This window comes from Verrucosispora sp. FIM060022 (genome assembly GCF_003977705.1).
GTDB classification, from domain to species: domain Bacteria; phylum Actinomycetota; class Actinomycetes; order Mycobacteriales; family Micromonosporaceae; genus Micromonospora; species Micromonospora gifhornensis.
The window spans coordinates 55,904-82,003 of record NZ_RQIV01000009.1; the positions used below are offsets into that span (position 1 = coordinate 55,904).

The 26,100-nt window shown below is 67.7% G+C and carries 30 protein-coding genes and 1 tRNA gene; 15 read left to right on the top strand and 16 right to left on the bottom strand.

Features of this window, described 5'->3' with window-relative positions:
- Window positions 1–171 precede the first annotated feature (171 nt).
- The 3 genes from EG812_RS22170 (at window position 172) to EG812_RS22180 (ending at window position 3,080) form a co-directional block, all read left to right on the top strand.
- Window positions 172–2,241: a hypothetical protein gene (locus EG812_RS22170; protein ID WP_126712645.1), complete on the top strand. Its 2,070-nt coding sequence runs from the start codon at window positions 172–174 to the stop codon at window positions 2,239–2,241.
- A 303-nt stretch (window positions 2,242–2,544) separates the two neighbouring features.
- Window positions 2,545–2,829, top strand: coding sequence for a type II toxin-antitoxin system Phd/YefM family antitoxin (locus tag EG812_RS22175; protein WP_126712646.1), 285 nt, complete (start codon window positions 2,545–2,547; stop codon window positions 2,827–2,829).
- Window positions 2,826–3,080, top strand: a complete 255-nt coding sequence (locus tag EG812_RS22180; protein WP_018829754.1) for a Txe/YoeB family addiction module toxin — start codon at window positions 2,826–2,828, stop codon at window positions 3,078–3,080. Before EG812_RS22175 ends, EG812_RS22180 begins: the two co-directional genes overlap by 4 nt.
- A 590-nt stretch (window positions 3,081–3,670) precedes the next feature.
- Here the strand turns inward: EG812_RS22180 and EG812_RS22185 are convergent.
- The 8 genes from EG812_RS22185 to EG812_RS22225 form a co-directional block, all read right to left on the bottom strand.
- On the bottom strand, window positions 3,671–3,982 hold the full coding sequence (locus EG812_RS22185) for a type II toxin-antitoxin system RelE family toxin (RefSeq protein ID WP_126712647.1): 312 nt from the start codon (window positions 3,980–3,982) through the stop codon (window positions 3,671–3,673).
- A complete protein-coding gene (locus EG812_RS22190) occupies window positions 3,982–4,266 on the bottom strand; it encodes a type II toxin-antitoxin system Phd/YefM family antitoxin (protein WP_126712648.1) in 285 nt (94 codons plus the stop codon). Before EG812_RS22190 ends, EG812_RS22185 begins: the two co-directional genes overlap by 1 nt.
- A 282-nt stretch (window positions 4,267–4,548) precedes the next feature.
- Window positions 4,549–4,965, bottom strand: a complete 417-nt coding sequence (locus tag EG812_RS22195) for a type II toxin-antitoxin system VapC family toxin (protein ID WP_126712649.1) — start codon at window positions 4,963–4,965, stop codon at window positions 4,549–4,551.
- Complete coding sequence (locus tag EG812_RS22200; protein WP_013730933.1) at window positions 4,947–5,201, bottom strand: FitA-like ribbon-helix-helix domain-containing protein; 255 nt, start codon at window positions 5,199–5,201, stop codon at window positions 4,947–4,949. The genes EG812_RS22195 and EG812_RS22200 overlap by 19 nt, the downstream gene beginning before the upstream one ends.
- Before the next feature lie 291 nt (window positions 5,202–5,492).
- Window positions 5,493–5,747 carry a GntR family transcriptional regulator gene (locus EG812_RS22205; RefSeq protein WP_126712650.1) on the bottom strand — a complete coding sequence of 85 codons (255 nt, stop codon included), beginning with the start codon at window positions 5,745–5,747 and terminating at the stop codon, window positions 5,493–5,495.
- A 474-nt stretch (window positions 5,748–6,221) separates the two neighbouring features.
- Window positions 6,222–6,776, bottom strand: coding sequence for a hypothetical protein (locus EG812_RS22215; protein WP_126712651.1), 555 nt, complete (start codon window positions 6,774–6,776; stop codon window positions 6,222–6,224).
- A 631-nt stretch (window positions 6,777–7,407) separates the two neighbouring features.
- The gene (locus EG812_RS22220) at window positions 7,408–8,586 is read right to left on the bottom strand and encodes a hypothetical protein (RefSeq protein WP_126712652.1); all 1,179 of its coding nucleotides are present in this window, start codon (window positions 8,584–8,586) and stop codon (window positions 7,408–7,410) included.
- A 773-nt stretch (window positions 8,587–9,359) separates the two neighbouring features.
- Window positions 9,360–10,199: a GntR family transcriptional regulator gene (locus EG812_RS22225; RefSeq protein ID WP_126712653.1), complete on the bottom strand. Its 840-nt coding sequence runs from the start codon at window positions 10,197–10,199 to the stop codon at window positions 9,360–9,362.
- Between the two features lie 248 nt (window positions 10,200–10,447).
- Between EG812_RS22225 and EG812_RS22230 the strand changes: the two genes are divergently transcribed.
- The 8 genes from EG812_RS22230 (at window position 10,448) to EG812_RS22265 (ending at window position 16,955) form a co-directional block, all read left to right on the top strand.
- Window positions 10,448–10,771, top strand: a complete 324-nt coding sequence (locus tag EG812_RS22230; protein WP_126712654.1) for a hypothetical protein — start codon at window positions 10,448–10,450, stop codon at window positions 10,769–10,771.
- A 414-nt stretch (window positions 10,772–11,185) separates the two neighbouring features.
- Window positions 11,186–11,461 (top strand): hypothetical protein, encoded by a 276-nt coding sequence (locus EG812_RS22235; protein ID WP_126712655.1) that lies wholly within the window; start codon window positions 11,186–11,188, stop codon window positions 11,459–11,461.
- Window positions 11,461–11,697, top strand: coding sequence for a hypothetical protein (locus EG812_RS22240; RefSeq protein WP_126712656.1), 237 nt, complete (start codon window positions 11,461–11,463; stop codon window positions 11,695–11,697). Before EG812_RS22235 ends, EG812_RS22240 begins: the two co-directional genes overlap by 1 nt.
- Window positions 11,698–12,079: 382 nt before the next feature.
- Window positions 12,080–13,168 carry an FtsK/SpoIIIE domain-containing protein gene (locus EG812_RS22245; RefSeq protein WP_126712748.1) on the top strand — a complete coding sequence of 363 codons (1,089 nt, stop codon included), beginning with the start codon at window positions 12,080–12,082 and terminating at the stop codon, window positions 13,166–13,168.
- Between the two features lie 5 nt (window positions 13,169–13,173).
- Entirely contained in the window at window positions 13,174–14,091 is a 918-nt protein-coding gene (locus tag EG812_RS22250) for a hypothetical protein (protein WP_126712749.1), read from the top strand.
- A 146-nt stretch (window positions 14,092–14,237) separates the two neighbouring features.
- The gene (locus tag EG812_RS22255; RefSeq protein WP_126712657.1) at window positions 14,238–15,530 is read left to right on the top strand and encodes a replication initiator; all 1,293 of its coding nucleotides are present in this window, start codon (window positions 14,238–14,240) and stop codon (window positions 15,528–15,530) included.
- The gene (locus EG812_RS22260) at window positions 15,527–15,715 is read left to right on the top strand and encodes a helix-turn-helix transcriptional regulator (RefSeq protein ID WP_126712658.1); all 189 of its coding nucleotides are present in this window, start codon (window positions 15,527–15,529) and stop codon (window positions 15,713–15,715) included. The genes EG812_RS22255 and EG812_RS22260 overlap by 4 nt, the downstream gene beginning before the upstream one ends.
- Window position 15,716: 1 nt before the next feature.
- Entirely contained in the window at window positions 15,717–16,955 is a 1,239-nt protein-coding gene (locus EG812_RS22265; protein WP_126712659.1) for a tyrosine-type recombinase/integrase, read from the top strand.
- Window positions 16,956–17,017: 62 nt separating this feature from the next.
- On the opposite strand, the gene EG812_RS22270 is transcribed toward EG812_RS22265, so the two are convergent.
- Window positions 17,018–17,092: transfer RNA gene (locus EG812_RS22270), tRNA-Lys, on the bottom strand.
- Between the two features lie 176 nt (window positions 17,093–17,268).
- Here EG812_RS22270 and EG812_RS29715 point away from each other — a divergent pair.
- From EG812_RS29715 to EG812_RS22280, 3 genes are all read left to right on the top strand, one after another.
- On the top strand, window positions 17,269–17,448 hold the full coding sequence (locus tag EG812_RS29715) for an anthrone oxygenase family protein (protein WP_233579579.1): 180 nt from the start codon (window positions 17,269–17,271) through the stop codon (window positions 17,446–17,448).
- Window positions 17,449–17,477: 29 nt separating this feature from the next.
- Complete coding sequence (locus EG812_RS29720; protein WP_233579580.1) at window positions 17,478–17,657, top strand: anthrone oxygenase family protein; 180 nt, start codon at window positions 17,478–17,480, stop codon at window positions 17,655–17,657.
- A 65-nt stretch (window positions 17,658–17,722) separates the two neighbouring features.
- A complete protein-coding gene (locus EG812_RS22280) occupies window positions 17,723–18,805 on the top strand; it encodes an NAD-dependent epimerase/dehydratase family protein (protein WP_126712660.1) in 1,083 nt (360 codons plus the stop codon).
- A gap of 5 nt (window positions 18,806–18,810) precedes the next feature.
- Here EG812_RS22280 and EG812_RS22285 read toward each other — a convergent pair whose 3' ends face one another.
- From EG812_RS22285 to EG812_RS22315, 6 genes are all read right to left on the bottom strand, one after another.
- Complete coding sequence (locus EG812_RS22285) at window positions 18,811–20,016, bottom strand: hypothetical protein (protein WP_502697209.1); 1,206 nt, start codon at window positions 20,014–20,016, stop codon at window positions 18,811–18,813.
- Between the two features lie 50 nt (window positions 20,017–20,066).
- Window positions 20,067–20,759, bottom strand: coding sequence for a hypothetical protein (locus tag EG812_RS22290; RefSeq protein WP_043719317.1), 693 nt, complete (start codon window positions 20,757–20,759; stop codon window positions 20,067–20,069).
- Window positions 20,756–21,574: an ATP-binding cassette domain-containing protein gene (locus EG812_RS22295; RefSeq protein ID WP_126712661.1), complete on the bottom strand. Its 819-nt coding sequence runs from the start codon at window positions 21,572–21,574 to the stop codon at window positions 20,756–20,758. The genes EG812_RS22290 and EG812_RS22295 overlap by 4 nt, the downstream gene beginning before the upstream one ends.
- Window positions 21,571–21,909, bottom strand: coding sequence for a PadR family transcriptional regulator (locus tag EG812_RS22300; protein ID WP_126712662.1), 339 nt, complete (start codon window positions 21,907–21,909; stop codon window positions 21,571–21,573). Before EG812_RS22300 ends, EG812_RS22295 begins: the two co-directional genes overlap by 4 nt.
- 94 nt (window positions 21,910–22,003) lie before the next feature.
- Window positions 22,004–22,723, bottom strand: a complete 720-nt coding sequence (locus tag EG812_RS22305) for a PP2C family protein-serine/threonine phosphatase (protein ID WP_013730948.1) — start codon at window positions 22,721–22,723, stop codon at window positions 22,004–22,006.
- Between the two features lie 846 nt (window positions 22,724–23,569).
- Window positions 23,570–24,157: an XRE family transcriptional regulator gene (locus EG812_RS22315; protein ID WP_233579582.1), complete on the bottom strand. Its 588-nt coding sequence runs from the start codon at window positions 24,155–24,157 to the stop codon at window positions 23,570–23,572.
- A 55-nt stretch (window positions 24,158–24,212) separates the two neighbouring features.
- Between EG812_RS22315 and EG812_RS22320 the strand changes: the two genes are divergently transcribed.
- Window positions 24,213–25,523, top strand: a complete 1,311-nt coding sequence (locus EG812_RS22320; RefSeq protein ID WP_126712663.1) for a benzoate/H(+) symporter BenE family transporter — start codon at window positions 24,213–24,215, stop codon at window positions 25,521–25,523.
- A gap of 112 nt (window positions 25,524–25,635) precedes the next feature.
- On the opposite strand, the gene EG812_RS22325 is transcribed toward EG812_RS22320, so the two are convergent.
- Window positions 25,636–26,010, bottom strand: coding sequence for a hypothetical protein (locus EG812_RS22325; protein ID WP_013730952.1), 375 nt, complete (start codon window positions 26,008–26,010; stop codon window positions 25,636–25,638).
- Between the last annotated feature and the right edge of the window lie 90 nt (window positions 26,011–26,100).

Consider the following 26,100-nt stretch of genomic DNA (forward strand, 5'->3'; position numbering starts at 1 on the left):
TCAGGGTTTGACCGCTCGCACCGGCTCCACCGGGATGCGCCACCGGAGCGGGCACACATCCGCCTTGTCCGTACCGTCTGGCGTCTGTCAATATCATCTGCCCGGGTGATCATCGCCCGGTCGGTACATGGGGGACAGATGCGCATCGGCTCGCGCTCAGCTCGACGAATCGTGGCACTGCTGACGGTGACCGCACTCGGCAGCTCCGGAGGTGCCGTAGCGGTGGTCGCACCCGCCTCGGCAGCCGGGACCACACTGCAATCCGCGCAGACCGTACGCCCACCGGCGGTGTCGTCGGACGAGTATCCGATGTATCCCAACTCGCCCAACCTCGACTACACCATCGGGATGGCGGGCACCTTCCGCTTCCTGACGTACGGCACCGACACGGTGGCCTTCGCCTGGCGGCTCGGCGACGACGGCCCCTCCGGCACCGTCCCGGCCGTCGACCGCCTGGGATACGCGTCCATCACCCCGGTTCGTGCCGGGTTGCAGACGCTGTACGTCCGGGACGTGACCGCCGACGGCGCGCAGTTGACCGAGACGGCGTACGCGTTCAAGGTGGACGACGGCCCACGGCTGGTTGATCGCGGCGAGGACGGCGCGAAGGTGGTGGTCGGCGAGTCGCGGACGGTACGCCTGCGGCCGGGTCGACCGGACGTCGTCTCCTACACCTACAGCCTGCGCGACCGGGTGCACAAGACGTACAACACCGGCACGGTGGCCGCGCGCCCGGACGGGACCGCGGACCTCACCTGGACAGCCGTCCACCACGAGATCGACAACCTCCTGGTGCACAGTGTCAGCGCCGACGGCACCGTCTCCGCCAGCCGGTACGTCTCCTATTCCGTCGACGGTGCGGCGCCCACCGTGTCGCGCATCCCCGGCGTGGGCTGGGTGACACCGACCACCTTCACCGCCCGTACCCGCATGGCGAACCCCGTCGAGTACGTGGTCACGGTCAACTCCGACGAGAACAGCCGACAGATCCTGACGCCGGCGGCCGACGGCAGCGCCACCTTCCGACTCCTGCCCACCGTCAGGGGCACCCACTACATCAACATCTTCGCCCGCGACACCGCCGGGGTGCAGACGAACAGCGCCATCATCCTCTGGTCGGTCTCCAACCGTCCGGTGGTCACCTCGACCGACTTCCCGTCGAACGGTGTCGGCCGGGTATGGCCCGGCACCTTCACCTTCACCGCCGGCATGCCCGGCACGACGGAGTTCCGGTACCGGATCAACGGCGCACCGTCGATCGCCGTTCCCGCCGGCCCGGACGGAACGGCGACCGTGTCCTGGACGCCGCCGACGGACGGCGCCCACGAGGTGCTCCTCTGGAGTGTGACGGCCACCGGCAGCACCTCCGACGTCACCGAACACCGCTTCCAGCTCAAACGCCGCCTGATCGCCCTCGACCACGTCACCCCGGGTTCGGTGACCACCGGCGAGGTGCACCTGCTGGAGCTGACCGGCTACGGCATGCACAAGCAGGACCTCATCGAGGTCATCCCCTCCGACGGCAAGCCGGTACCCGCGCAGGTCCACCACCTGACCGGCGGCGGCGCGATGATGCTGGTCCACGCCGACCTGACCGGCGTGGCGACCGGTCCGGCGACGGTACGGCTGACCCCGCACGACGAACTCGGTAGCTCGGTGACGTGGGCCGGCAGGTTCCAGATCGTCGCACCGCCCGCCCCGAAAGCCACGAAGCTGCCGGCGATCACCGGCACGGTCGCCGTCGGCAGCACCGTGAAGGCCAGCACCGGGACCTGGACGCCCAGCGCCACGTCGTACAAGTACCAGTGGGCGGCGAACGGCACCGCGATCAAGGGCGCCACCAGCGCATCACTCAAGATCACGGCCGCGCTGCTCGGCAAGAAGCTCACGGTCACCGTGACCGCCATCCGGACCGGTCACCCTAACGGCAAGGCCACCTCGAAGGCCACCGCCGCGGTCGCCAAGGGCAAGGCCCCCAAGGCGACGAAAAAGCCCAAGATCAGCGGTACGCCCAAGGTCGGCCGAAAGGTCAAGGCCCTGGTCGGCACCTGGTCGCCGAAGGCGGACTCCTACAAGTACGAGTGGCGGCTCAACGGAAAGCTGATCAAGGGAGCGACCGGCAAGACGCTGAAGCTGACCTCGAAGATGCGCGGCAAGAAGCTCACCGTCACGGTGATTGCCCGCAAGGCTGGCCACACGAACGGCAAGGCCACCAGCGCAAAGGTCACCGTACGCCGCTGACTCAGCGGAACCGCGTGGCTGGAGCCGACCGACCGCTCTGGGAGCCAGCCGCCGTTCAGCCCCATTGGCTGCCGAGGAAGGACCGCCCACGCGGGTTGGTCGGCGATATCCCTGCGGCAGGCAGCGGCGGGAAGCTCCCATCGACCAAGGCCGGAGTTGAGTCGTGCCCTGGTTGTGCCCAATGAATTTCGCTCGGAGTCAACGCAGCTCATCGGCGTGGGTGCTGGGCCGCGTTGAACCATCTGACAAGCAGCCCGGCGAGGTTGTACAATTTATTGTACGTAACGTTTGGGAGGCGGCAGCATGCGCATCGTTCCCTACTCGGAAGTTCGGCAGAACCTGGCCAAGATGCTCGACCATGTCGTGGAGGACGCCGAAGAAGTGGTGGTCACCCGCTCAGGCAGGGAGGCCGCGGTCATCATCTCGTTGCGTGAGTATGAGTCGTTGAAGGAGACGGCCTACCTGATGGCCAGCCCCGCCAACGCGCGCCGTCTGAATGAAGCTGTCGAGGAGCTGCGCAACGGGGGTGGGGAGATGCACGACCTGATCGACCCCGACGCCAGTTCAGGCGAGGCGTCGGCAGCGTGAAGGTCCAGTTCGCCGGCCGAGGCTGGGAAGACTATCTGACCTGGCAACGAGATCGCCAGATGCTCAGACGAGTGAACGCCTTGATCGAGGACATCCGACGCAACGGCCACCAAGGCATCGGCAAACCAGAGCAGCTCCGCGGAAACTGGGCGGGGTTCTGGTCGAGGCGAATCGACCAGGAACACCGCCTCGTATACCGGATCATGGACGACACGGTGCAGATCGCGCAGTGCCGCTACCACTACGAATGAGGTACCGGACCACTCCTTCCGCCGACGACGCAGCCCTGCCGTGGTCTGCGTGCCGTCGTCATGCAACTGGCCGCAGGACAACATTCCGGCCCGTCCAGCACCGCGCCGCCGTAGCCAGCCACAGTCCCGTCGAGAAGTCGAGTCAAGCGTCACGACGGGCCGCCATCAACTGGTTCGCATGAAAGACCAACAAGATGGCAGCCAGGGACAACCCCGTCGGGGATTGTGGGACCAACGTGTCGGCTGCTGGTTCCAACCGGTCTGTTATCGGTCGCCGTAGTGGTATCGGCAGGCGACGATCTCGATGTCGTTCATTGCCTCGTACCCGGCGAGCGGGACGATGACTACCGGTTCGTGGCCCGACCGGCCACCATCACTTCCTCGGCGTCGTTGGTAATCCTGTCGAGTTCGGCGGCCAGGGTACCTGCGGTCCACTTCTGGTCGCTGCTGCGTGGGCCGGGATCGCGGTTCGGCAGCGCAAGAGTGGGCTGGAGGCATCACCATGCGATCCAGTCGGTGACCATCGCCGGTAGCCGCTGCCGCTTCGAATGGGCGGGCCAGCCCAATGAAGCGCGATTCCAGCCCGTGGCCTAGAAGCGGTAGGCGTCGCGCCGGTGGCGGATCGAGTGGATCTCCACGACACGCTTGGCCTCGTTGACCCGGTAGATGATCCGATACGTGCCGCGGCGGGCGAAGTTAAAGCCATCGAAGGGCTCGTCGAGTGGTTTGCCCGCCCGATAGGGGTTGACCGCTATCGCGTGCTGGATGGTCTCCGTCGCCGCGACCGCGACCTCCAGCGGCAGGTCCTCGTGCAGGTTGCGGCGGGCCTGCCGGGAGAACATCACCGTGTACGGGCTGGTCGCCTCGACGGTGTCGTCCCGCCGCCCGCCTTGCGACGGCATCAGGCCGCCCTACCGCGACGCCGTTCCAGCTCGGCGCGAACCTCGTCCATCGAGAACGTGTCGCCGGCCGCGAAATCCTCCCGCGACTGGCGCAGATCCGCGAGGGCCTCGTCGTCGGAGAGCAGGTCGAGCGTCTCCCGCATCGACTCGTACTCGGCGACCGAGATCAGCATCACGTCGGCGCGGCCGTTGCGGGTGATCGTGAAGCGGTCGTGCTCCCGAGCGACCCGGTCGGCAAGCTCGGCGATCCGGGCCTTAGCTTCCGTGATCGGAATGGTCTCCATAGCGGCCATTCTAACGACTGGTCAGAATTCTGGCCACGTTCTTCGCCCTGCTATGGAGGCGGCGAACTGCCCGGCGTTGCGGGGTCGAGCCGCGATGAGCACCCGAGATATCGGTCGTGGCCTGGGGATTCGCCGCGCTGGACCCTCCGTTTGGGTATCCGTTGCGGTGGGCCGGAGGTACCACCATGCGAACCACACCGCCACGATCGCCGGTGACCCGCTACCACTCAGGTTGGCCGCTGCCCCAAGGACCTCAGGCCGATAATCCTCGGGCGGCTACCGTCAAGACGCCGCGAGCAGCCGGATCTCGCAGCGGACGCCGTTGGCCTTGGCGAGCCGACCATCACCGGTCACGAGTGGACAGGCCAGCAACTCGGCCGCCGCGACATACGCCGCGTCGTACGCCGTAACATTGCCCCGCAACTGCCACATCCGATCAAGCAGTGTCGCGACACCAACCTCGTCGATGACCAACGAAGGCAGGGTGTCGATCGCCTCCTGTGCCCGAGCAAGGCCGAGCTTCCCACCGAGGACCTTGCCTCTGATCACCGACATGACCTCGATCAGAAGATGGCTCGGCGCGGCCCAGTGCGGATCTCCGGTCAGTTCCGCCCGTGCCGCGTCGCCGACCGGCCCGTCGTCGACCAGGGCATCGGCCAGAACCGACGCATCCACCACGATCACGCGGCGCTTCCCCACGGTCCGCGCTGCTCCCGCTGGTCATCCAACTCGGCGGCACTCTCCCCCGGCAGGGAGCGAGCACCGTCCGATCGACCGGCGAAGCGATCAAGGGCCGCCGTGTTGCGCAGCCGTCGAGCCTGGGTCTCCACCAACTCCAGCAGGTACGCCTGGAGTGACTGCCCACGCGCCTTGGCCTGGGCCGCCAGGGCGTCTCGCACCTCTTCCGGCACGTCTCGAATCTGGAGCGCAACCATGCATTCATTATGCATGCAGTCTCACTTGCTGGCCAGAAAGACTCGAACCTCGACCAACCGGTTCGCATGACGACTGCGGCACGTACCAAGAACCGCAGGTCAGAAGTACGTGGGCCGCCAGGGACTCGAACCCTGAACCCTTCTCGCGCTCCATGGATCATGGCGAATCGGGCGGATCGACTGCCTGACCTGGGCGGGACTCTTCAGCAGCTCACGGCGTTTTACACCCGTTTTCGGGCTCAGTTGTGCCGGATCTGTGCCCGATGATCATGCTCGGGCATCGACGGCGATTCACCCCTGCGGCTTGACGAACGTTCCGCGTTGCGGCACCACGAACAGCACGCCCTGATCCACCAGTGCCGCGATCGCACGTCGCACGGTCGCGCGAGCGAGGCCGTACTCCTGGACAAGCTGAGACTCGGACGGGATGGCCCGGTTGGGCTGCCAGTCGCCGCGACGAATCCGGGCCGCCAGGATGCCCGCCAGTTGGCGATAGGGCGGCAGCGGTGCGCCGTGGTCGATGTCGGCGTCCGGGTCAGGCTCCATGGAGCTGACGCTAGAAGTCTCGACACGAGCGGCCTCGTCCTTCTACGTACCTAGACGTCTGTAGACCAGTCTTGGTACGGTGCGGCCATCCCGCTGTGCTGGTCGTAGAGGACCCGAACTCGCCCCGGTGCGGCGGTACCCCCCCCTGCCCGGCTGGGTTTCCCCGACCTCAGCCGGGCAGGGCTCAACGGGAGGAGACCGGCACCATGACGGACGTTCAGCCTCCGACCCCTGGTCAGGAGTTGTGGATCACTCGTGACGCATCGGTGCAGTTCACGGGTCAGCGCTTCCTGTTTCGAGTGATCTCGGTGTGCCCAAAGCCCACCTACCAGGGTTGGGCCTGGCTAACCGGATACGTGCTGGACAGCCGGGGCATCGCGGTAGACAAGCGAGAGATATTCGTGCGGCTGGTCGGTCTTCGCCCAGCTCGACGCCTTCCGACGACCAGCGGCAAGCGGTGTCGCTTGGATACCCCTACTGCTGCTGGCAGGCGCTGACACGGACGTGACCCCCGCACCATGGGTGTGGATCGACCGACCACACACGCCACCCACCGTCATCACGGCGGGTCTCGAACCGCCACGGGTGCGGACTGCCGTGCATCATGAGTCCCCCGGCGTCGACTGACCACCACACCGGGTAGACCTCGGTCACGACCTGGGCGCGATCGTCGGCCTGGTCCTCAACGACAAGCGCTCTCGTGCTTACCTTCGAGACGTTCGGGTACGTCCGGCTGATGTCGTCCCGGATGCTTCGCCACTCCTCGACCAGCTGGTCACGGCGCTCCGGTGCCAACACCGCCCGTAGCCCCAGCTCCTCACCAGACGACACAGCGAGCATGAAGACGTTGGCAGCGGCGGCCGGTGTCGGCTGCCCCTGATCCGCCTGATGCGTCTTCACCACCAGCCACCCCACCCCGGCGGCTGCGACGCCCACCGGGCCTGCGGTGCACAGCATCAGAGCGGCGGCGAGCAGCAGCACCCATCGGCGCGACCGACGGCGGATCTTCGTGTCCTCCCCCAAGGTCATTTCCGCACGATAGATCGACTAGTTGGCACGCGCGCTGCGGACCCCCGCCCAGGCGGACACCGCCGCGCCTCAGCGTTTGCGACGCACCGCGCCCGACCGGGTTGCCATCCCGTCACCGTCGTCCCACACCCCGTGGAGCGGACCTGCCCCAGGGTGACAAGGTGGAGCGCCCTACCGGACGAACGACCTTGTCACCCTGGGGCAGGTCTGCTCGGCTCTGCCTGGGACGGCGGTGACGGGATGGCAACCACCTCAGCCACCCTCGGACCGCAACCCGCCCACGAACCCCCGCCCATCCCGGAGCCCGAGGCCCCCGCCGGAGGCGCTTTGACCTGGCAACCGACTCCCGGCGCCTGCCCGGCCAGCCTTACGCCCGGCGGACCCGCTGGCCGATAGTGAGCGGTACACCGCAGGTCCCGGCATCCGCCGGCGGTCCGGCTGAGCCGAGTTCCTTTGTCCGCCAGGCGCGCCGGGGCGTGACCGGCCGCCAGGCCGCACGCGCGCCCCGGCGGCGGGCCGCCAGGCCCGCCCTTGACCAAGTAAAGAAAGTCTGAACACACTACGCTCCGGCCACCGTATGTTGCGCGACCCGCACTGGCGCGGCAGAAGCCTGACCGGCGGTCGACAGTCCCTATGCGGCAAGTCCGATGAGCGTCTCAATGTCTAGACCGCCTAGGATTACAGCGACAGCTGCAATCACGACTGCTATAGCAAGCCACCTCTGTTGAATCCAAGCAAGGCTGAGGTCTATCAGGCGTCCACTAACGCGCACGAAGCGAATGGTGCTTCTTTCGGCGGATGTAGTGCTCAAGGGACGTGGTTTCCCGTGTTCGTCAAACACGCTTAGCCGTCTCACGATATGCCTACGCCATGTGGCGTCCCCTGTGATTATGAAACCCTGCGTTGCTCTGAGTGTTGTGACCAACGAACCGGGCAACGGGCCATCAAGTGACTTCGGCGAACGACAGTAGAGGCGGATCTCGTCCGCTACGGCCCGATAGATGGCTGCGATAGGATGCTGCACATCAGGGCCGGAGACGGCGTCTTCTTGCCGAGCGAGTCGTTCTAGCATTCGTGAAACGTGAAGCAGCTCTCGGCGGGCCCAGCCAATCTGATCCGATTTTCTCGGAGAAAGCGATCGCTGCTGCTCTCGCGGCTTCGCATTCTGGGCCATAATTTGGTTGAGCTTTGCCACCAATACCAGAGTTGAGGGAAAGTGGAGTATGAGTTTGCGCATTTGGATAGTGGCGAATCCAGCAGCAACAAGACCCGCAGTGTACGCGACTACTAGCGGGCTGTCGAGGTTGTTTAAGCCGCGCACTGCGGTATAAATGTAGACATGGGCAAGAGCGATTAGGGCCACAGAAGTCAGGCCGATAAGATTTAAGATGCGAATCCAGAGGAGCCTTACGGTTCTCGGATCCTTTTCGTAAACCTGTTGCTGGAAAACCAGCATGCTGCGCCCACTAAACCTCGTCACATGAAGTAATGAGTAATGGAATGCCACTCCGGCATGCAGGGCGCTAAAGCCGCCTATGAAGAAAAGTACAACACCCCGCACCTCCTCCTCCGGAAACTGTGGATACAGGCTTGAGAGAAGAGGTGCCGCAAAATGCTGATCATAGTGGCTAGCAAGTCCGGCGATAACTGCGGCTAGAACGTAATCGAAGTACTTCTTATCTATGATTCCGGATGCAATCCGCGTTTCAAATACCACCAGAAAAGCCATTTGGACTGCAAAGATACCAAATGTTAGCAGCCAGACGAGGACGGGCAGAATAAGGGCAAGAACGATCTTCGACCAGTCCACCGCACGATTGGAGCACATCATTAAAAACTTGCTGCCATTGAGTCGCATACCCGTCACATGGGTTGAGACGCCCTGGCACCTCTCCTAAGCTCGCTCGCTTACGCTGCCTGGCCATAAATGGGCGATCGGGTTAGGTCAGCCCTACGCTTGATCTGACTTGACAAGCATCAGGTTAGGTCGGTGCGCCAAGCGTCACGCGAGACCAGACATACGCTCCAGGAAGGCTGAAGACGGGGTCAATGCTTACGCCATCCGGCAGCACCGGTTGACGGCATCAGCTGCTTCGCTAATGGACATCGCCCCGGTATCGATCCGCATGTCCGCGATCGGTAGGCGAGGAGTTTGAGCGATAGCCGCAAAACGTTGGTCTTCGTCCCCGGTGCCCCGCGACTGAATACGCTGGCTGAGTACGGCCGGGTGGGCGTATAGCTCGACTACATTCCAGTCTGCCTCGATCCCATTAGCTATAGCTCCAATCGCTTCGATCTGGCCAAGGTGCACGACTGGTATGCGCCCCGAGTCCCATAGGTACTCAAGCCCGGATCGGTCAACGAAGTACGTAGCGCCGTATCGCGTATTTTCCCACAAGATTTCCCCGGACACCCGTCGCAGATAATCTGCTTGATCCGAAGTAATCATCCGATAGCCCCGCGTTCTTCCGGGGCCGCACTTCAATCGCTTGAAGTGCTCAAACTGGGGATACCTGGCAACGAGAGCAGCGGTGACCGTGTCCTTGCCGCTAGCAGGTGCACCGTAAAGGATCAGCCCTTGTTTCATTGCTCGGCCATCTCGCTGAGCAAGTCTTTAGCCTGTTCTTGTAGGGGCCTGGCGCCAGCGGAGTTGTCCACCCTGATATGTGCAATCTTTGGCGTGAAAGCGGCGTCAAGTCTCCCTATATACTCGTTCCAGTTGGCAAGTTTGTAGTCATCTCGGGCGGCACCTCGCCGACGGATATAAGTAAGCATAGTGATGGGGTCGCAGTGCACCCAAACGACTCGAAGAATTCCGTTGTATGCTGCCACCGTTGCTGATAGTCGGTCACACCATGCTTCGTCGCTTAGCTCTTTGATGAAGGGTGCGGTCACGACGACAGAAGACCCACACTGCAAGTTCTCGTCTAACGCGGCCATTAGCGCTTCGTACTCAGCAGGCCTGATAACCGCCAGGTAGGTTTCCGATTCCCGGTCATGCGGGGAGTGACCTAGGTGCTCTAGCGCCGCTTCGACAACCGCACGGGTTGTTGTGTCCTTGTCAAGGATTGCCCAGCCTGTCTGGCGAGCGATGATGCGGCCAAGCTCTGTCTTGCCTGAGCCCGCATAGCCTCCAATGAGGATCACGCGGGGTCCCTGCCTGTCTGCCGCCCCGGCAGGGTTGTGGACGATCCGGCTAGAACGCGCTCGGTTGACCACAAGTCCTTCCTCGGCCAGCAGTGCCATCGCCCGATTGATCGTCGCAACACTGGTGTTCCAGGTCTGGGCAAGACTCCTAGTGCCGGGCAGCTGCCGACCGTGCGCCAAGCGACCGGCCTGGATGTCGTTCCGGATGGCCTGAGCAATGACGAGTGCCGCCGTCCCTCGCTGCAACTCCTCCGGCGGGCGTGGCTGGTCGGTCATCGGACCCCCTGTCTCGGTACGGATCTGCCGGCTCCGAAGGTCGTCGAGCCAGCCTCCGGAGGTCACATTTACGCAGGTCAAGAGCCTACCAACGTGAAACTGATTGTATCTGTTGACTCACCCTGAATCAAACTGTTAGCCTCTGATCCAAGCTGATCCGGTCTGTTACATCGGACGGCGAGGGTCACTCGGCCTGAGTGCCGGACAGACGCAGGGGCGACACGTCGCCGAAGAGTGAGGGGCCAAAGATGCGGAACATCCCGGTGAACCTGGCTGGCTTCAAGCTGCGGGTAGTGGAGGAGCCGTCGATCAAGGCGGATCAGGACGGAAAGGTGATCACGGCTTACGGGACGGATGACCCGCTGTACGTGGTGGGTGTGTTCGCTAAGCCGGTGGCGACGGAGGACGGCTACCGGGGCAAGGGTGAGGAACTGCGGATCACCCTGTCGACCAGTCCTGAGGGGATCGAGGAAGGCGACCTGGTGGAGCTGATCGGGGCCACGGTGTCGCACTGGGAGCGGGACGGCCGGTCCGGCTTGACGTGGAAGGCGCAGGGCGTCAAGCCGCTCTGACCTTCAAGGCTTTTCGCCCCGCCCCCTTTCTGGTGGGTGACCCGTTCGAGTCGGGTCGGGGCACGTTCGTTCGGGAATGCGGTCCTTGCTGTCCTCATTTCCGAGCGTTTTGTTCATTGAGAATTCCACAGTGGATACCACTTTGCCTGAAACAGGTTTTGATGACACTATTCGAGTTGCGAAGGGGGGTTGCTGTGTCAGATTTCGAGTTGATTCTTGTCGGGTTGCTGATGTTGTCGGTTGGCGTCAATGTCGGGTTGATTCGTCGTGAGACGCGTCGGTGGCGTCGTGTGTGGCGTCTTACCGGTCGGGAGTGACCCGCCTGGCCGGTGGGTTCTATCCGCCCCTTGGGTGTGTTTCCGGGGGTGGGTGGTGTCCACCGATCGTGTGGGCTTCCGACGGAGAGGGGCAGGGATGGATTTGGTGCCGGAGGTCGTGAAGTCGTTGACCGGCAGGGCCAGGTATGAGGCGCTGGTGGGCAACGTTCAAGGTCTGGCGATGCTGCTGGATGGTGTGAGCAGCCTGATCAAGGCGTGTGAGCCGCCGCCGGGGAGGCTGTACCAGTTCGCGGCCCGGGTCGAGGATCTGGAGGACGCGCACAAGCAGGCCGTGGAAACGCTTCGTGCGTTCCATCTGCGGGTCAAGACGTACGAGGCGGATTTGATCGCCAGGCCGTGGAAGGTGAGTTGATGTCGTACCGGATCAGTGACACCTATGACGGTATCGACCAGGCAATGCGGCTACTTCGGAAGTCGATGAAGGGAATGCCGGAGCGGTACCGCTACATGAAGCAGTACGACGAACTTCGTCGGGCGGTGGCGGTGCTGCTGATCCTCCTCGAAGAGGCGACGCCGTGGATGGAGGAGACGGATAAGGCGAAGCGGGCAACGACGCTCGCTAAGAAGATGTTCGCGGCGGCCCGCTAACTGCTAGTTGGTCGACGGGAAGGCCCGGGTTGGTATTCCGATCCGGGCCTTTCTCGTTTTCGGAAACAGACACAAGAGATCGCATACGAACTGATGGAAGAAGGTGCGGGAGATGGGGAAGCGTGTTCAGGGTTGGGAATGGCGTGTGGCGGGTTGGGCTGCTCGGCACCCGGGGTTCGTGGCGACTCCGGCCGCTGCGGCTGCGAGCATGGTGGAGTTCGGGCCGGTGGCCACTGGTGGTGTGGTCGCGGGTGCGGTGGCAGCGGGTGTGGGCTGGTACCGGGGTCACCCGGATTCGTGGTCGCGGTGGGCGGCTCCCCGGTTGCGGGCGGTGCGTCGCCGGTGGCTGTCGCGGGCCTACCTTGGCCCGTGGTGGAGCCGGGTGATGGAGGCGTGCAACCTGGTGACGGTGCACCGCTCCACCGGCGTCATCAACGTGCCCCGGATCATCCGGGTCCGGTCGCACTCCCCGTCGACGGAGACGGTGTACGTGCGGCTGTTGCTCGGGCAGACGCCGAAGATGTGGGAGGAAGCCGCCGACGCCCTGGCCGTGGCGTTGCGGGCTGAGCGGGTCGGTGTCGAGCGGGTCCGCCCGCAGGTGATCGCATTGGTCGTGCAACGGTCGGAGCCGTTCACTGAGCCGATCATCCCGCCGGACCTCCTCGGGGATTCCGACGCGGTGGACCTGTCGCGGGTGTACCTGGGTGAGACCGAGCACGGCACCGACTGGTACGCGCCGCTGATCGGGCAACACTGGCTGATCGGTGGGGCCACCGGTTCGGGGAAGAACTCGGTGACGTGGATGGCGTTGCGGGCGTGCGCGCCGCTGATCCGTGACGGCCTGGTGCGCCTGCACGTGGTCAACCCCAAGGGCACCGAACTCAACGCCCTAAAGCCGGTGTCGCACCGGTACGCCGAAGCGGACGGCGACATCGTGGAGGTCATCCAGGGTTTCTGGGCCACGATGCGCGACCGGAAGCAGGTCTTGGCGGAGCAGGGACGGCGGACCTTCGCCATGTCCCGCGAGACTCCGCTTGACGTCCTGGTCATCGATGAGCTGGGCGCGGTGACCGGCTACGGGGATCGATCCCTGACCAAGGGCGCTCAGGCGGCGTTGCCGCTGATCCTGTCGCAGGCTCGGGCGCTGGGCGGCAGCGTGATCGGCGCTCTCCAGGAACCCACCAAGGACGTGATCCCGCAGCGTGACCTGTTCTCCCTGCGGGTGTGCCTGCGGACCACCTCGGCCGGGCACGTCGACATGGTCCTTGGTGAGGACATGCGGCGTCGGGGTGCGCTGGCTGACGAGATCCCGAACGTGCCGGAGTCGGCCGGGATCGGCTTCGTGGTCAAGCAGCGTTCCCGTACCCCGGTGCGGGTCCGGGCGGCGTACTGCGACGACTCTGATATCGCGGACCTGGTGCGGGTTGCTGGGTGGCCGGTGTCGGAGCTGGCGGCGGCGGGGAAGCGGTGAGCGACATGCGGCGCGACGGCAAACCGGATCGGCTGCCTCGGCCGGTCCGCAAGCTGAGCAAACGCCTGGACGTGGCGCGGCAGCTTCACGACCTGGAGCAGGATGCCGCACTCGACATCGTGGACATCGAACGGCTGCGGGTGTCGGTGACCCGCTCGCTGTGGCTGTTCCTGGCGGTCGGGTCGGTGTTCACCACGACCGGTGTTCAGGACTTCCTCGCCGGACACCTCACCCCGGCGGATCCGGTCTGGTGGGGCTGCTGGGGCGTCGAACCGTGCCTGGTCGGCATCCTCATCACGATCCTGCGATGGGAAGCCGCGATGATCGCCCGTGGGATCGACATCGACTCCCGCGCGGTGGACTGGCTCAAACGCTTCCTGCTCGGCTCCACCCTCGTCATGAACGTGGTACCGGCGCTGTGGCCTCGGGAAGGCGGAATCAGCGCGGGCATGCTCGCGGCACACATCATGGTGCCGGTCCTGGTGTTCTTCCTGGCCGAAGTCATGCCCATCGTCCAGGCGCGCTGCACCCAGGCACGCCGCGCGATCACGCTCGACAAGCCTGACGCCAGCGTGACCGCCCCCGTCGACCCGGTCCCGGCCGCCCCGGCCGAGACTCCGGTTCCGGTTGCCCCGGTGAAAGCGCCGGCTGTTCCCGCAGACGTGGTCGCGTCACCGGTCACCCCGCCGGTTCCGGTCGAGCGCGTGACCGTCCCAGCGGCTCCGGTCTCGGCTGCGGCTGTGGAGCTGGATGGGCTGGGCATTCCGGTCGCCATGCAGCAGCAGATCCGGCAACTCGTCGCGGACTCCGGCACTGCGGTGACCGCTGCCGACATTCAACGCGCCACGCGTCTACCGCTGGCGATCGCGGCGCGGGTGGTCGACCGGCTCACCCCGGTCACCGTCAACGGCTACGCGCACTGACCTTCCCGAACCCGTCCTGGCCCGCCGTGCTCCTCCGATCTGGGGCACGGCGGGCCTGTCTCCGGAGGGATTCCATGTCCTCACCTCCTCGTCTACCTCGACCCGCACCCGTGGGCCGTGACGCTGAGGCTGCGCTGACCCGGTGGATGCGGTCCCCGGCATACAAGGAATGGCGGACCGGCGTCGAAAGCGTCAAAGGCTGCCTTCAGCCGGTCCGGCTCGTCGGCAAGTGGGAAGTCCGGCACATCGGTACCGGTGACCTGATCGCCTCCCGGCAGGGTCGGGTGTGGGCCTCCTGCGGCACCCGCCGCGCTGCCGTCTGCCCGACCTGCGCCGACCGGTACGCCGCCGACGCCTGGCACCTGATCCACGCGGGCATGTCCGGCGGCAAAGGCGTCCCCGACACGGTGGCCCGGTCAACCCGCCTGTTCGTCACCCTCACCGCCCCGTCCTTCGGCGCGGTCCACAACCGGCCCGGTAAGCGGCCCTGCTCCTGCCGACGGTGGCACCCGGAAGGGCATCGCCTGCTGGGCAGCCCGATCAACCCGGACTCCTACGACTACACCGGGGCGGTGCTGTGGCAGGCACACTCCGGCCAGCTCTGGCACCGGTTCACCATCGCCCTACGCCGGGCCGTGGCCGCCGCTGGTGGCCTCACCGTCCGCGAGTCCGGCGCACACCTGCGCATCTCCTACGCCAAGGTCGCCGAGTACCAGGGTCGGGGCCTGGTCCACTTCCACGCCGTCATCCGCGCCGACGGCCCAACCGGGCCGGACTCGACACCCCCCGCCTGGCTCACTCCCGACGTGTTGGCCGACGCGGTCCGCACCGCGGCTTCCTCGGTCCGGGTCGACACCACCCGACCCGACGACACGCCCCTGCCCCTCGGGTGGGGTGATCAGGTCGACGTGAAGGACATCACCGCCACTGACATCGACATCACCAGCGGCGACGGCGATGAGGACCAGGCGGTGGTCGACACCCGGCTTGCTGGCTACATCGCCAAGTACGCCACCAAGGGCACCGGAGCCACCGAGACCGGAGACCGCCGCATCCGTTCACAGGTGCACATCGACCGGCTACGGGTGTCCGATCACCACCGCGCCATGATCCAAACCGCGTGGGACCTGGGCGGCCTCGACCAGTACGCCGATCTGAAACTGCGCCACTGGGCGCACATGCTCGGCTTCCGGGGCCACTTCCTGACCAAGTCCCGGATCTACTCCACCACCTTCAAGAACCTCCGCGCGGAACGCCGCGCACACCAGCTACACGCGGCGCTCACCGAAGCGGGCCTACCCGAGGACACCAACGTCCTGGTCGTCAACGACTGGCAAATCCTCGGCATCGGCTACGACACCCCCGAGCAACTCGAACTCGCCGCCGCGATCGGTGACCGCATCCGCGCCGCACGGCAGACACGGAAGGAACCCGAGTGAACACCACCCCCACCACGGAACGGCTGTGGAGCGTGACCGACGTGTCGGCGTTCCTCGGCATCCCGGTCGGCACCCTCTACCAGTGGCGTCACCGCCGGATCGGCCCCCGCGCGTCCCGCGTCGGCCGACACCTCCGATACGACCCCGCCGACGTGCGGGCCTGGTTCGACAAGAAGGCGGCCTGACATGCCCATCGATGACCTGTGGTACCTGAGCAAGCGCGGGCCGGACAAGAAACGACTTCCCTCGAAGCGGCACGGCCGGGGCAAACGCTGGCGGGTCCGCTACACCGACGCCGCTGGGGAGCCCCGCGAGAAGCTGTTCGAGCGCAAGGTTGACGCCGACGCCTTTGACCTGGAATGCCGTTCGGGCGTCGCGGCGGAGGTGAAGGCCACGCGCGAGACAGACCGGCTCACCTTCGCCGAGTACGCGCAGCGGTGGAGGGAATCGCGTGAGTCGGGCTGGGCCACGGAGACGCGGCGGCGCATTCCGCAGAACCTGCGAAAGCACCTCCTGCCCGTCTTCGGTGAGAAATCCATCCGGTCCATCAACCTGACCGATGTGCTGGCCTGGCTTGGTCGGCTGCTCGATGATGGCACGCCGAAATCATCGGTCAGCCTGTACTTCGGTTTGTTCAAGACCATCATGAACGCTGCCGTTATCGACAAGGTGATTCCCGACAACCCCTGCAACGGGGTGAAGCTTGCGCAGATCCTGCGCGGTCTTTCTCGGGCACCGAAGTGGGTGCCGACCAATGAGCAGGTGCTCAGGCTCGCTGAGGTGGTGCCGCGCCGGTATCGGGCCGCCATATGGCTGGGGGCAGGGGAAGGGCTTCGTCTCGGTGAGGTGCTGGGCATGGAGGCCGGGCCTCGCTGCGCGGACTTCGACAATGGGGACCTGCATGTGGTCCAGCAGATGCGGCACTCGCCGGAGCACTTCGGCGGCTTCTACCTCTCGACGCCCAAGAGCGGTTCCGCTGGCACCGTGGACCTAGATGCGGTGGTCGCTGAGGAACTGGCTGCCCACCTGAGCGAGGTCGGCCCCGTCGAGTTCGAGCTTCCCGACATCACCACAGGGGAGCGGCAGACCCGTCGGGTGGCGATCTTGTTCACATCCGCGCGGGGAAAGCTGCTGACCGATACCTACTGGTCGGAGTTGTGGGCGGACTGGCGCGAGGCCGCTGGCTGGCCGAAGGAAGGAACCTTCCACTCCCTGCGTCACTTCTTCGCCACCACGCTCATGAGCAACGGCGTCGAGCCCCAGGAGGTGCAGAAGGCTCTACGGCACGCCAACCTGCGGATCACGCTGGAAACCTACGTCCATTGGCTGCCGAAGAAGGACCGGCCGCGTGGCCTAATCGGTGACCTCCTGCGTAAGGAAGGCAACCAGCGGCGGGGTGCTCCCACCGGTCAAGATCGGAGCTGAGTTGTGCCCTGGTTGTGCCCGATGATCTTTACTCGGCGTTACCGCAGCTCATGGGCGCTGTGTGGTGGGCCGCCAGGGACTCGAACCCTGAACCTATGGATTAAAAGTCCACAGCTCTGCCATTGAGCTAGCGGCCCGCGGCCCACAGGCTACCTGACCCCCGTGGCCCGGCGCGCGATGCTCAGGCCCTCCAGGTGCGCACCCGACCACCGGATCAGGTCCGACGGAAGCCATCCCAGGACGGCGACGCCATCGGCGATTCGCATCCGGCTGGCAGGATCGGGCTGGCCCTGCGACACGGGGGAGGATGAGCATGCCGATCCGCGTCGTCGTACTGGCCGGGGCGACGTTCAGTACGGGGCTGGTGGCGGGGCTGTTCTTCGCGTACGCCTGCTCGGTGATGCCGGGTCTGGGGGCGACCGACGATCGGACCTTGATCGGTGCCATGCAATCGATCAACCGCAAGATCCTCAACGGTTGGTTGTGGCACTGACCTGCCATTCGATCACCTTCGCTGTAACGATGCGGTCGAACGTGCCGCTCAACGATCAGTTGGACGCCGCCAGGTCGGTCGACGGGACCACCGATCTGGCGGCGTTCCGACGTCGGTTCGAGGGGCCCTGGGTGCGGTGGAACCTGGTCCGGACGGTCAGTTCGGTCGCCGCCTTCGCCTGCCTGATCGGTGCCCTGCTCGCCCGGTGAGGTGTCTCCGGGAGGTACCGGCACGGCGCGTGGTTGGAAAGCCACTTAACGGGTACGGACCGGGCATGCGCATCGTGGTGGTGGGGGCGAGCGGGAACATGGGTACGGCGCTGCTGCGCCGGTTGCGGCGCGAGCGCGACGTCCAGGTGGTCGGGGTGGCGCGGCGGCTGCCCCACGCGGGGGCCGGTGAGCCGTACGACGGGGTGCGGTGGCACTCGTGTGACATCGGTCTGCCGGGTGCAGCGGACGAGTTGACCGGGGTCTTCGCCGGTGCCGATGCGGTGGTGCACCTGGCCTGGCAGATTCAGCCCAGCCACGACCAGCACGTGTTACGCCGGACCAACGTGGACGGCAGCCGGGCGGTGGTCGACGCGGTGTTGCGGGCTCGGGTGCCGGCTCTGGTGTACGCCTCGTCGGTCGGCACGTACGCGCCGGGGCCGAAGAACGCGCCGGTGAGCGAGCGTTGGCCGGCGACCGGGGTGGTCGAATCGTCGTACAGCCGGGACAAGGCGGCGGTGGAGGAGATGCTCGACGGGATCGAGCGGACCCATCCGGGGTTGCGGGTGGTGCGGCTGCGGCCTGGGCTGATCTTTCAGCGGGAGGCGGGCACCGAGATCGCCAGGTACTTCCTCGGGCCGCTGGTGCCGGTGCGGCTGCTGCGGTACGGGCGGCTGCCGCTGGTGCCGGCCAACCGGCGGCTGCGGATGCAGGCGGTGCACGCCGACGACGTGGCTGACGCGTACGCCCGGGCGATCCTGGGTGATGTGCGCGGCGCCTTCAACGTCGCCGCGGACCCGGTGCTGACCCCGGAGCTGGTGGCCCGGCACTTCCACGGCTGGACGGTGCCGGTGGCCGCCCCGGTGCTGCGCGCCGCCGCGGCGCTGACCTGGCGGGCCCGGCTGCAACCGATCGACGCCGGCTGGGTGGAGCTGGCGTTGAACGTACCCCTGATGTCCAGCCACCGGGCCGAGACCGAGTTGGGCTGGCGGCCCCGGGTCAACGCGGTCGACGCCCTCAAGGAACTCGTCGCCGGCATGGCCGATCGTGCCCATACCGACAGCCCGCCGCTGTCCGCCACACCCACCCTGCCCGGTCGCCCGGCGGGGCTCGTCCGGGCCCGCCCGGCCGGTCACAGCAACCCTTACTGACGGGGTCAGCGCAGGGTGGAGCGGGTGAATGTGGGTTTGCCGGAGCCCAGGTAGAAGATGCCCGGGTAGGTCTCGAAGCCGTGGCTGGGGTTGCGGCGCAGGGTCGAGTCCTCGATGCGGAGCGTGCCGGTGCGGTTGTTGCTGACGAAGAAGATCGCGCCGCCGCCCTCCTTCGCGTCGTTGCCCTCGATGGTGGTGCCGGCGATGCGTACCGAGAACTCGTTGCCGTCGCAGTAGATCGCGCCGCCGCTGCCGCCGCCCGGGGTGCCGGAGCGGGCCGGGTTGGCTCCCTCGCCGACCGCCGCGTTGTCGCGCAACGTGCTGTTGAGCACCACCCAGGAGACACCGATGCTGCTCAACGCGCCGCCGTTGGCGCAGGAGCCACCGACGAAGGTGCTGTCCACCACGTACACCGGCTGGTCGTCGTGCTGGTCGAGGACTCGGATGGCGGCGCCACCCACGTCCGGGCCAGTCCGGTCGCAGCGGTTGTCGACGAAGCGCGAGTTGACCACCTTGACCCGGCCGCCCCGGACGAAGATCGCCCCACCGCCGCCGCCGTCGGTGCGCTGGCCGGTGGCGTCGCCGTCGGCGAAGGTCAGGTTCTGCACGGTCAGCCGGGGATGGTCCTGGTTCTGGCAGTGCGAGGTGGTCCAGCCCTGCAACGCGTCGCAGGTGTTCATGTAGAGGATGCGGCGTCGGCCCTGACCGCTGAGGGTGACCTTGCCGCCGCCGTCGAGGACCACCTGCGGGCCGTTGGCGTTGCGCACCTTGGCCGTCGCCGTCATCTTGATGGTCACCGGGTCGGGGCCGCAGTCGAAGGTGATGATGCCGCCGGCCGCCACCGCCCGGACCACCGCCGCCGAGGTGCAGCTGGCCGGGGTGCCGGTGCCGACCGTACGGGTCGGCCGCGAGGTGTCCACCGCCCGTCCCGCCGCCGGCACGGCCACCGCACCGCCTGACGGTTTGCGGCCACCGCCGGTGGGTGTCACCGAGGGCACCGCGCTGGCGCTGCGGGAGGGGCTGGCGCTGGCCGCCTGCGGCACGTCCTGCTCGCCCTGCTCGGCGGCGGCCGCGCTCGATGCGTCGGGTGCCGCGTCGACCGCCGGTGGTTGGCCGCTGCGCGGATCGGCGCTGGGCACGGACGGCCCACAGGCGGACAGGACGGTGACGGTGACGCCGAGTACGACCACGGCGGGGGATCTCAGACGCACTTTGGTGATGTTAGGCGGTGAATGGCGACAAATCTGCCCCCGGACGTCGCTCAGGTGAGCGGTACGTGATGCAGATGCCGGCGACGCCGCAGCCGGACGCCGAACACACCCGCCACCGTCACGATCAGCAGCGCGGTGACCAGCACGGCGTGCAGCAGACCCCGGGTCAGGTAACCGCCGTCGGCGTGGTCCACCGCCCAGGTGGCGATCTCCCGGCTGGACCAGAACGGGGTCAGCTTCGATCCGGGACTGGCCGGGTCGAGCAGCATCTGCATGGCCACGACGGTGAGCAGCAGCAGGGTGCCTTCCAGCTCGCGGGGGAGCAGGGCACCGATCAGCATGCCGAAGGGTGCCGCCACGGCCACGCAGCAGAGCATCGCCATCGCAATGCCGGCGTACCGCAGGTTGTTCGCGTCGACGACGGTGAGCAGGAAGAACGGCACCGAGACGGCCAACCCGAGCAGCCACAGGCCGAGCATCCGACCGACGTAGAGGTGGTGCGGGCGGTAGCCGGCCAGCCGCAGCCGGGGCTCCAGCTCGCGGGCGGCGCTGGTGGCGAAGAGCGCCGCCGTGCTCACCGCCCAGCTGATGCCCAGCAGCAGCGCACGGATCGACTGCCCGACGTAGGAGTCCCGCCGGATCAGCCAGAAGACAAAGGGCATCAACAGCAGAAGCAGCAGTACGCCCCGACGCCGGGCCAGTTCCCGCAACGTCATCTCGGCCACGGTGAGCATCGGCTTCATCGGTGGTCTCCCGGGTTGCCGGTGGTCAGATCGAGCACGACGTCGACCCGGTCGAGTTGGTTGAGCAGGTGGGTGACCACCACGATGGCCCGTCCCTCGTCGCGCAACCGGATCAACTGATCCCAGAGGTTGACGTAACTGCCCTGGTCGAAGCCCTGGTACGGCTCGTCGAGCAGCAGCACGTCCGGGGCGGCGAGGGTGGACATGGTCAGGTTCAGCTTCTGGCGCGTACCGCCGGAGAGGTGCCGGGCGAGCACGTCGCCCTGGGCGTCCCAGCCGAGCTGTCGGGCCGCCGCCCGGCCGGCGCGTCGGGCCGGTCCCCGGGCCACCCCCTGACCGGCGCCGACCAGCACGAAATGCTCGTCGGGGAGCAGGAAGTCGGCGGTGCCGCCCTGCTGGGGGCAGAAGCCGAGCCGGCCGGAGACGGTCACCGCACCGGCGTCCGGCGAGACCAGCCCGGCACAGATCCGCAGGAAGGTGCTCTTGCCGCAGCCGTTGGCACCGACCACGGCGGCGATCTGACCGGCCCGTACGGTAAGCGCCACGTCCCGCAGCACGGTGTGCCGGCCGTACCGCTTGGTGATGCCCCGGGCGTCGAGTCGTACCGGGCCGGGGCGCGGGCGGGGTGCGGTGCCGATGCTCTCCACGATCGTGGCCGCGTACGCCTGCGGCGGGCCGAAGACCAGCCACGGGTCGCCGCCGCCCTCGCGCAGGTGCGTGGCGGCCTCGGCGACCACGTGCCGGGCGGCGTCGTCCGCTACCCGACGCTGGTGCAACTCGGCCGCGAAGACCCGCAGCCACTCGTCGGCATTCACCCGTCGACCCCCTTCGTGACGATGCCGTTCACCGGTGCCACGAACGCCAGCCAGGCGTTGCCGCCGTGGCGCAGCGCCGCCAGCCCGTCGTCGGTGAGCTGGTAGTACTTGCGCGCCGGGCCCGACTCGCCCGCCCGCCACTGCGCGGTGACCAGGCCGGTGCGTTGCAGCCGGAGCAGCACCGGGTAGAGCGTGCCGCCCTGGATCGGCCCGACGCCCGCAGCGTCGAGCGCCTGGGCGAGTTCGTAACCGTAGGACTCACCGTCGCGCAGCAGGGCGAGCACGCAGAGGTCGAGCACTCCCCGCAGCCACTGCCCGCGACGGTCGGAATCCACCCGCCGAACCCTAGTGGCGCTACCTAGATGGCACAACTACCTAGTTGAGCCCGCCGGCCGGGCCATGGAACCCGGCCGGCGGCTGCGGTAGGCCTCAGTCGTCGACCACGTCGGAGATCACGACTGTGACGTTGTCGGGCGCGCCGGCCTGGTGGGCGAGCTTGACCAGTTGCTCGCCGCACTGGTGGCGGTCGGCGTGCAGCCCCAGAGTGGCCGCGATCGCGTCGTCGGTCACATAGTCGGAGAGCCCGTCGCTGCACAGCAGCAGCCGATCGCCCGCAGCGATCGTCAACATTCCCATCGTCGGCGGCGCGTCCGCGCCCTGCACCGCTCGGGTCACCAGGGACCGCTGCGGGTGGTGCCGGGCCTGGTCCCGCGTCAGCGCCCCCTGGTCGACAAGCGCCTGCACGAACGTGTCGTCGCGGGTCAGCTGGGTCAGCCGACCGTCGCGGAGCAGGTAGCAGCGGGAGTCGCCGACCTGAGCCAACACCAGCGTGTTCCCGGCGAGCAGGGCCGCGGTCAGGGTCGTACCCATGCCGTCGCGGGCCGGGTCGGCGACGATCGCGGCATGGATGCGTTGGTTGGCCGTGCTCACCACCGCGCGCAACGCGTCGGCGGCGGCGTCCGGGGCGGTGGGCGGGATCAGCTCGTCCAGGATCCGGATGACGATCTCGCTGGCCACCTCACCGGCAGGAAGTCCACCCATGCCGTCGGCCACCGCCACGAGGCGCTCGCCGGCGAGCGCGGAGTCCTCGTTGTTGGTCCGAACCAGGCCGATGTCGTTGAGGATGGCCGAGCGGAGGATCAGCGTCATGGGGTCAAGCTTGCCAAGAAGACAGGTCCCGCGTCTCTACGCACTACTGCGTAGGGTTGAGGAATGTTGCCGGTGTCCATGGTCGGGCGCGTCGGTGAGCTCGCTGAGCTGGGCCGGGCGTGGTCCACCGTGGTGGACTGAGCGGACGCGACACCAGCCGACTCGATCTTCCGGCCGACGCGTTGGCCTGGCTCGCTCAGCAGCCCACCGCGCCGCGTGAGCGCTACGCCCCCGGCACCCTGCTCCGGCTGGCCGTCCGGACCGTCCGGACGCTGGTCGGCACCGGCCCGGCGGTGCTCGTGGTCGAGGACCTGCACGCGTTGGACCCGGCGAGCCTCAACCTGGTCGGCGAACTCGCCACCGCCGACGGGCTGCCGGCCCTGCTGATGGTCGCGACCAGGCCCGCGGCACACGCGGTCGCACCCGCCCTCACCGGTCGCACCCTGGCCCGCCTCTGCGGAGTACGCGGCGTCGTGCGCCAGCATCTCGGCCCGCTGCGCCCCGCCGAGGTCGCCGAGATACTGAACCAGGTGTACGCCGACTCGGCCGCCGACGCCCGGCTGGTGCACCGGGTCTGGCAGCACACCGCCGGCAACCCGTACGCCCTCACCGAACTGCTCGCCGCCCACGCCGACCGCGACACGCTCCTCACCCTGGCCGCCACCTCCGCTGCCGTTTCCGCCGCTGCTGGTCCGGAGGCTCTCGGTTCGGCCGCTGTTGGTCCGGCCGTTCCTGGTTCGGCGGCTGTGGCGCTGATCGACTCCGTTTCGCCGATACGGCGGTATCCCGCCGCTCCGTACCCCGCCGTTTCGGCGATACGGTGCGCGGCTACTCGGACTGTGGCTGCTACGTCCGGGGGTAGCGCAGGAGGAGGCTGGCCGTCACTTCCTCGTCGCCGACGGCGGCGTACACGTGTGGGACGTCGGATGCCCAGCGGAGGTGCCCGCCGGCGGCGGCGGTCAGCGGGGCGTCCACCGGGCCGGCGCGGAGCACGCCGGTGAAGACCGTGACATGTTCGGTGACTCCGGCCTGGTGTGCGGGGGAGAGCTGACCCGGGCCGGGGGTGACCCGCATGCGGTACAGCTCGTAGGTGACGTCGGAGTCCTCGAACACCTCCAACAGGGTGGCGCTGACCGCCGCCCCGCGCACGGTCGCCCCGCTCGCCGGTGCGGAGAGCACGGCGGTCAGCGGTACGCCGAGCTGAGCGGTGATCGCGTACAGCGTCTCCAGGGTGGGGTTGCGGGTGCCGTTCTCCAGTCCGGAGAGGGTCGCCTTTCCCACCCCGGCCTGCCGGGCCAGCGCGGACAGTGAGATCCCGCGGGCCTCGCGCAGGGCGCGGACCCGGCGACCGATCGCCGCGGGATCGTCGTCCGCCGTGGCGGGGTGACCAGGGACGTTTGCCGTCAGGGGGCCTGGTGCTGGTGAGTACGGCACCCCGCTATCGTGCTACACAATGCTGTTCCGTAAACGGAACGATCGGGGGTGGGGTATGGCAGGTCGCATGCAACCGGTGCTGGCGGGCGGGGTGGCCGCGCTGGTCGGGTTCGCCAGTTCGTTCGCCGTGGTCCTGGCCGGTCTGCGGGCCGTCGGGGCCACCGAGAGTCAGGCTGCCTCGGGGCTGCTCGTACTCTGTCTGGCTTCCGGCCTCTGCGCCGCCTGGCTGGGCCTGCGCCACCGGCTGCCGATGAGCGTGGCCTGGTCCACGCCGGGCGCGGCGCTGCTGGTGGCCACCGGGCCGATGCCCGGCGGCTGGCCGGCGGCGGTCGGCGCGTTCCTCGTCTCGGGGCTGCTGATCGTGGCCGCCGGCCTCTTCCCGGTGTTGGGCCGGGCCGTCGCGGCGATTCCCAAACCGATCGCCGGGGCGATGCTCGCCGGAGTACTGCTGCCACTGTGCACCGCGCCGGTCCGTGCGCTCGTCGAGGTGCCCCTGCTGGCCGCCCCGGTGCTGGTGTGCTGGCTGGTGCTGCACCGCTTCGCCCGCCCCTGGGCGGTGCCGGGGGCGCTGGTGGTGGCGGCCGGCGCGATCGCACTCACCACGTCGGGTGGCGGTGGTGGAGGACTGCGCCCGGTGATCGAGGTCACCGTGCCGCAGTGGAGCCTGCCAGCCATGATCGGATTGGCGCTGCCGCTGTTCCTGGTGACCATGGCCGCGCAGAACGTGCCCGGCACGGCCGTACTTGTCGGCTACGGCTATCGGCCGCCACTCGGCTCGGCGCTGCGGGCCACCGGGTTGGCCAGCCTCGTCGCCGCGCCGGCCGGCGGACATGCGGTGAACCTGGCCGCGATCACCGCAGCCCTCGCCGCCGGGCCGGACGCCCACCCCGACCCGAATCGCCGGTGGATCGCCTCGGTGACCAACGGTGTCGGGCTGGCCCTGCTCGGGCTGGGAGCCGGCGCGGTCACCACCCTGGTCGGCTGGGCCCCGCCGGTGCTGATCGAGGCGGTCGCCGGGCTGGCCCTGCTCGGTGCGCTGGCCACCGCACTGACCTCGGCACTGGCCGACCCCGACGCCCGGGAGGCGGCCGTCGTCACCCTGGTGGTCACCGCCGCCGGCGTATCCCTGGCCGGCATCGGCGGCGCATTCTGGGGACTGATCGCCGGCTGCCTGATGCTCCTGATCTTCCGCCGTCGCTCCACCACCCCGCCCACTCCCCCGCCGTCCGCGCCCACGCCGTCCGCGCCACCCACGCCGTCCGCGCCACCCACGCCGTCCGCGCCACCCACGCGGTCCGCGCCACCCACGCCGTCCGCGCCTCCCGCCCCGCGCCAGGAAAGCGTTGATCACGCGATCGACCGCTAGGGCCTTCGTCGAAGCGCCTGGCCGCCTTGCCGGACCGTCGCCTGGACTCCGCCTCGGCTCGACCGAGGACTTCGATGCAGGCCTGGATGAGCGCTGACGTGGCGGGTGGGGGTCACTCCTCGGCGGGGAGGTCGGCGGTCAGGGCGTCGAGGAGAACCTCGTGGTCGGTGACGCTGGCGATCTGGTCGGCGAGCACGTAGACGGCGCCGGTCGGTACCAGGTCGGTGGATACCTTGAGATAACCGGTACGCAGCAGCCGGGCGGCCAGGTCGGCGGGGACGTCCGGCTCCTCGGGCGTGGCGGACTCGATCAACTCGTCCAGACTGCCGCCCGGATCGGCGGTCGGCGTCTGCACCGTCACCGCGTTCGGATCACCACGCTGCACAAGATCGACGGTCCCCACGTCCCGCCCCGCGACATCCACCACCCGCATCCCCGTGGTCACCCGCGAGACAATTCCCCGCTGATCGATCCCCTGCTGCTCCATCCCCACCCCCTTCCCCCTCCCCCACCCCCCTAAACCCACCCCGGTAGAGCGCGTTGATCAAGAAGTTTGCGTCGGCGATCGGCCGATCCA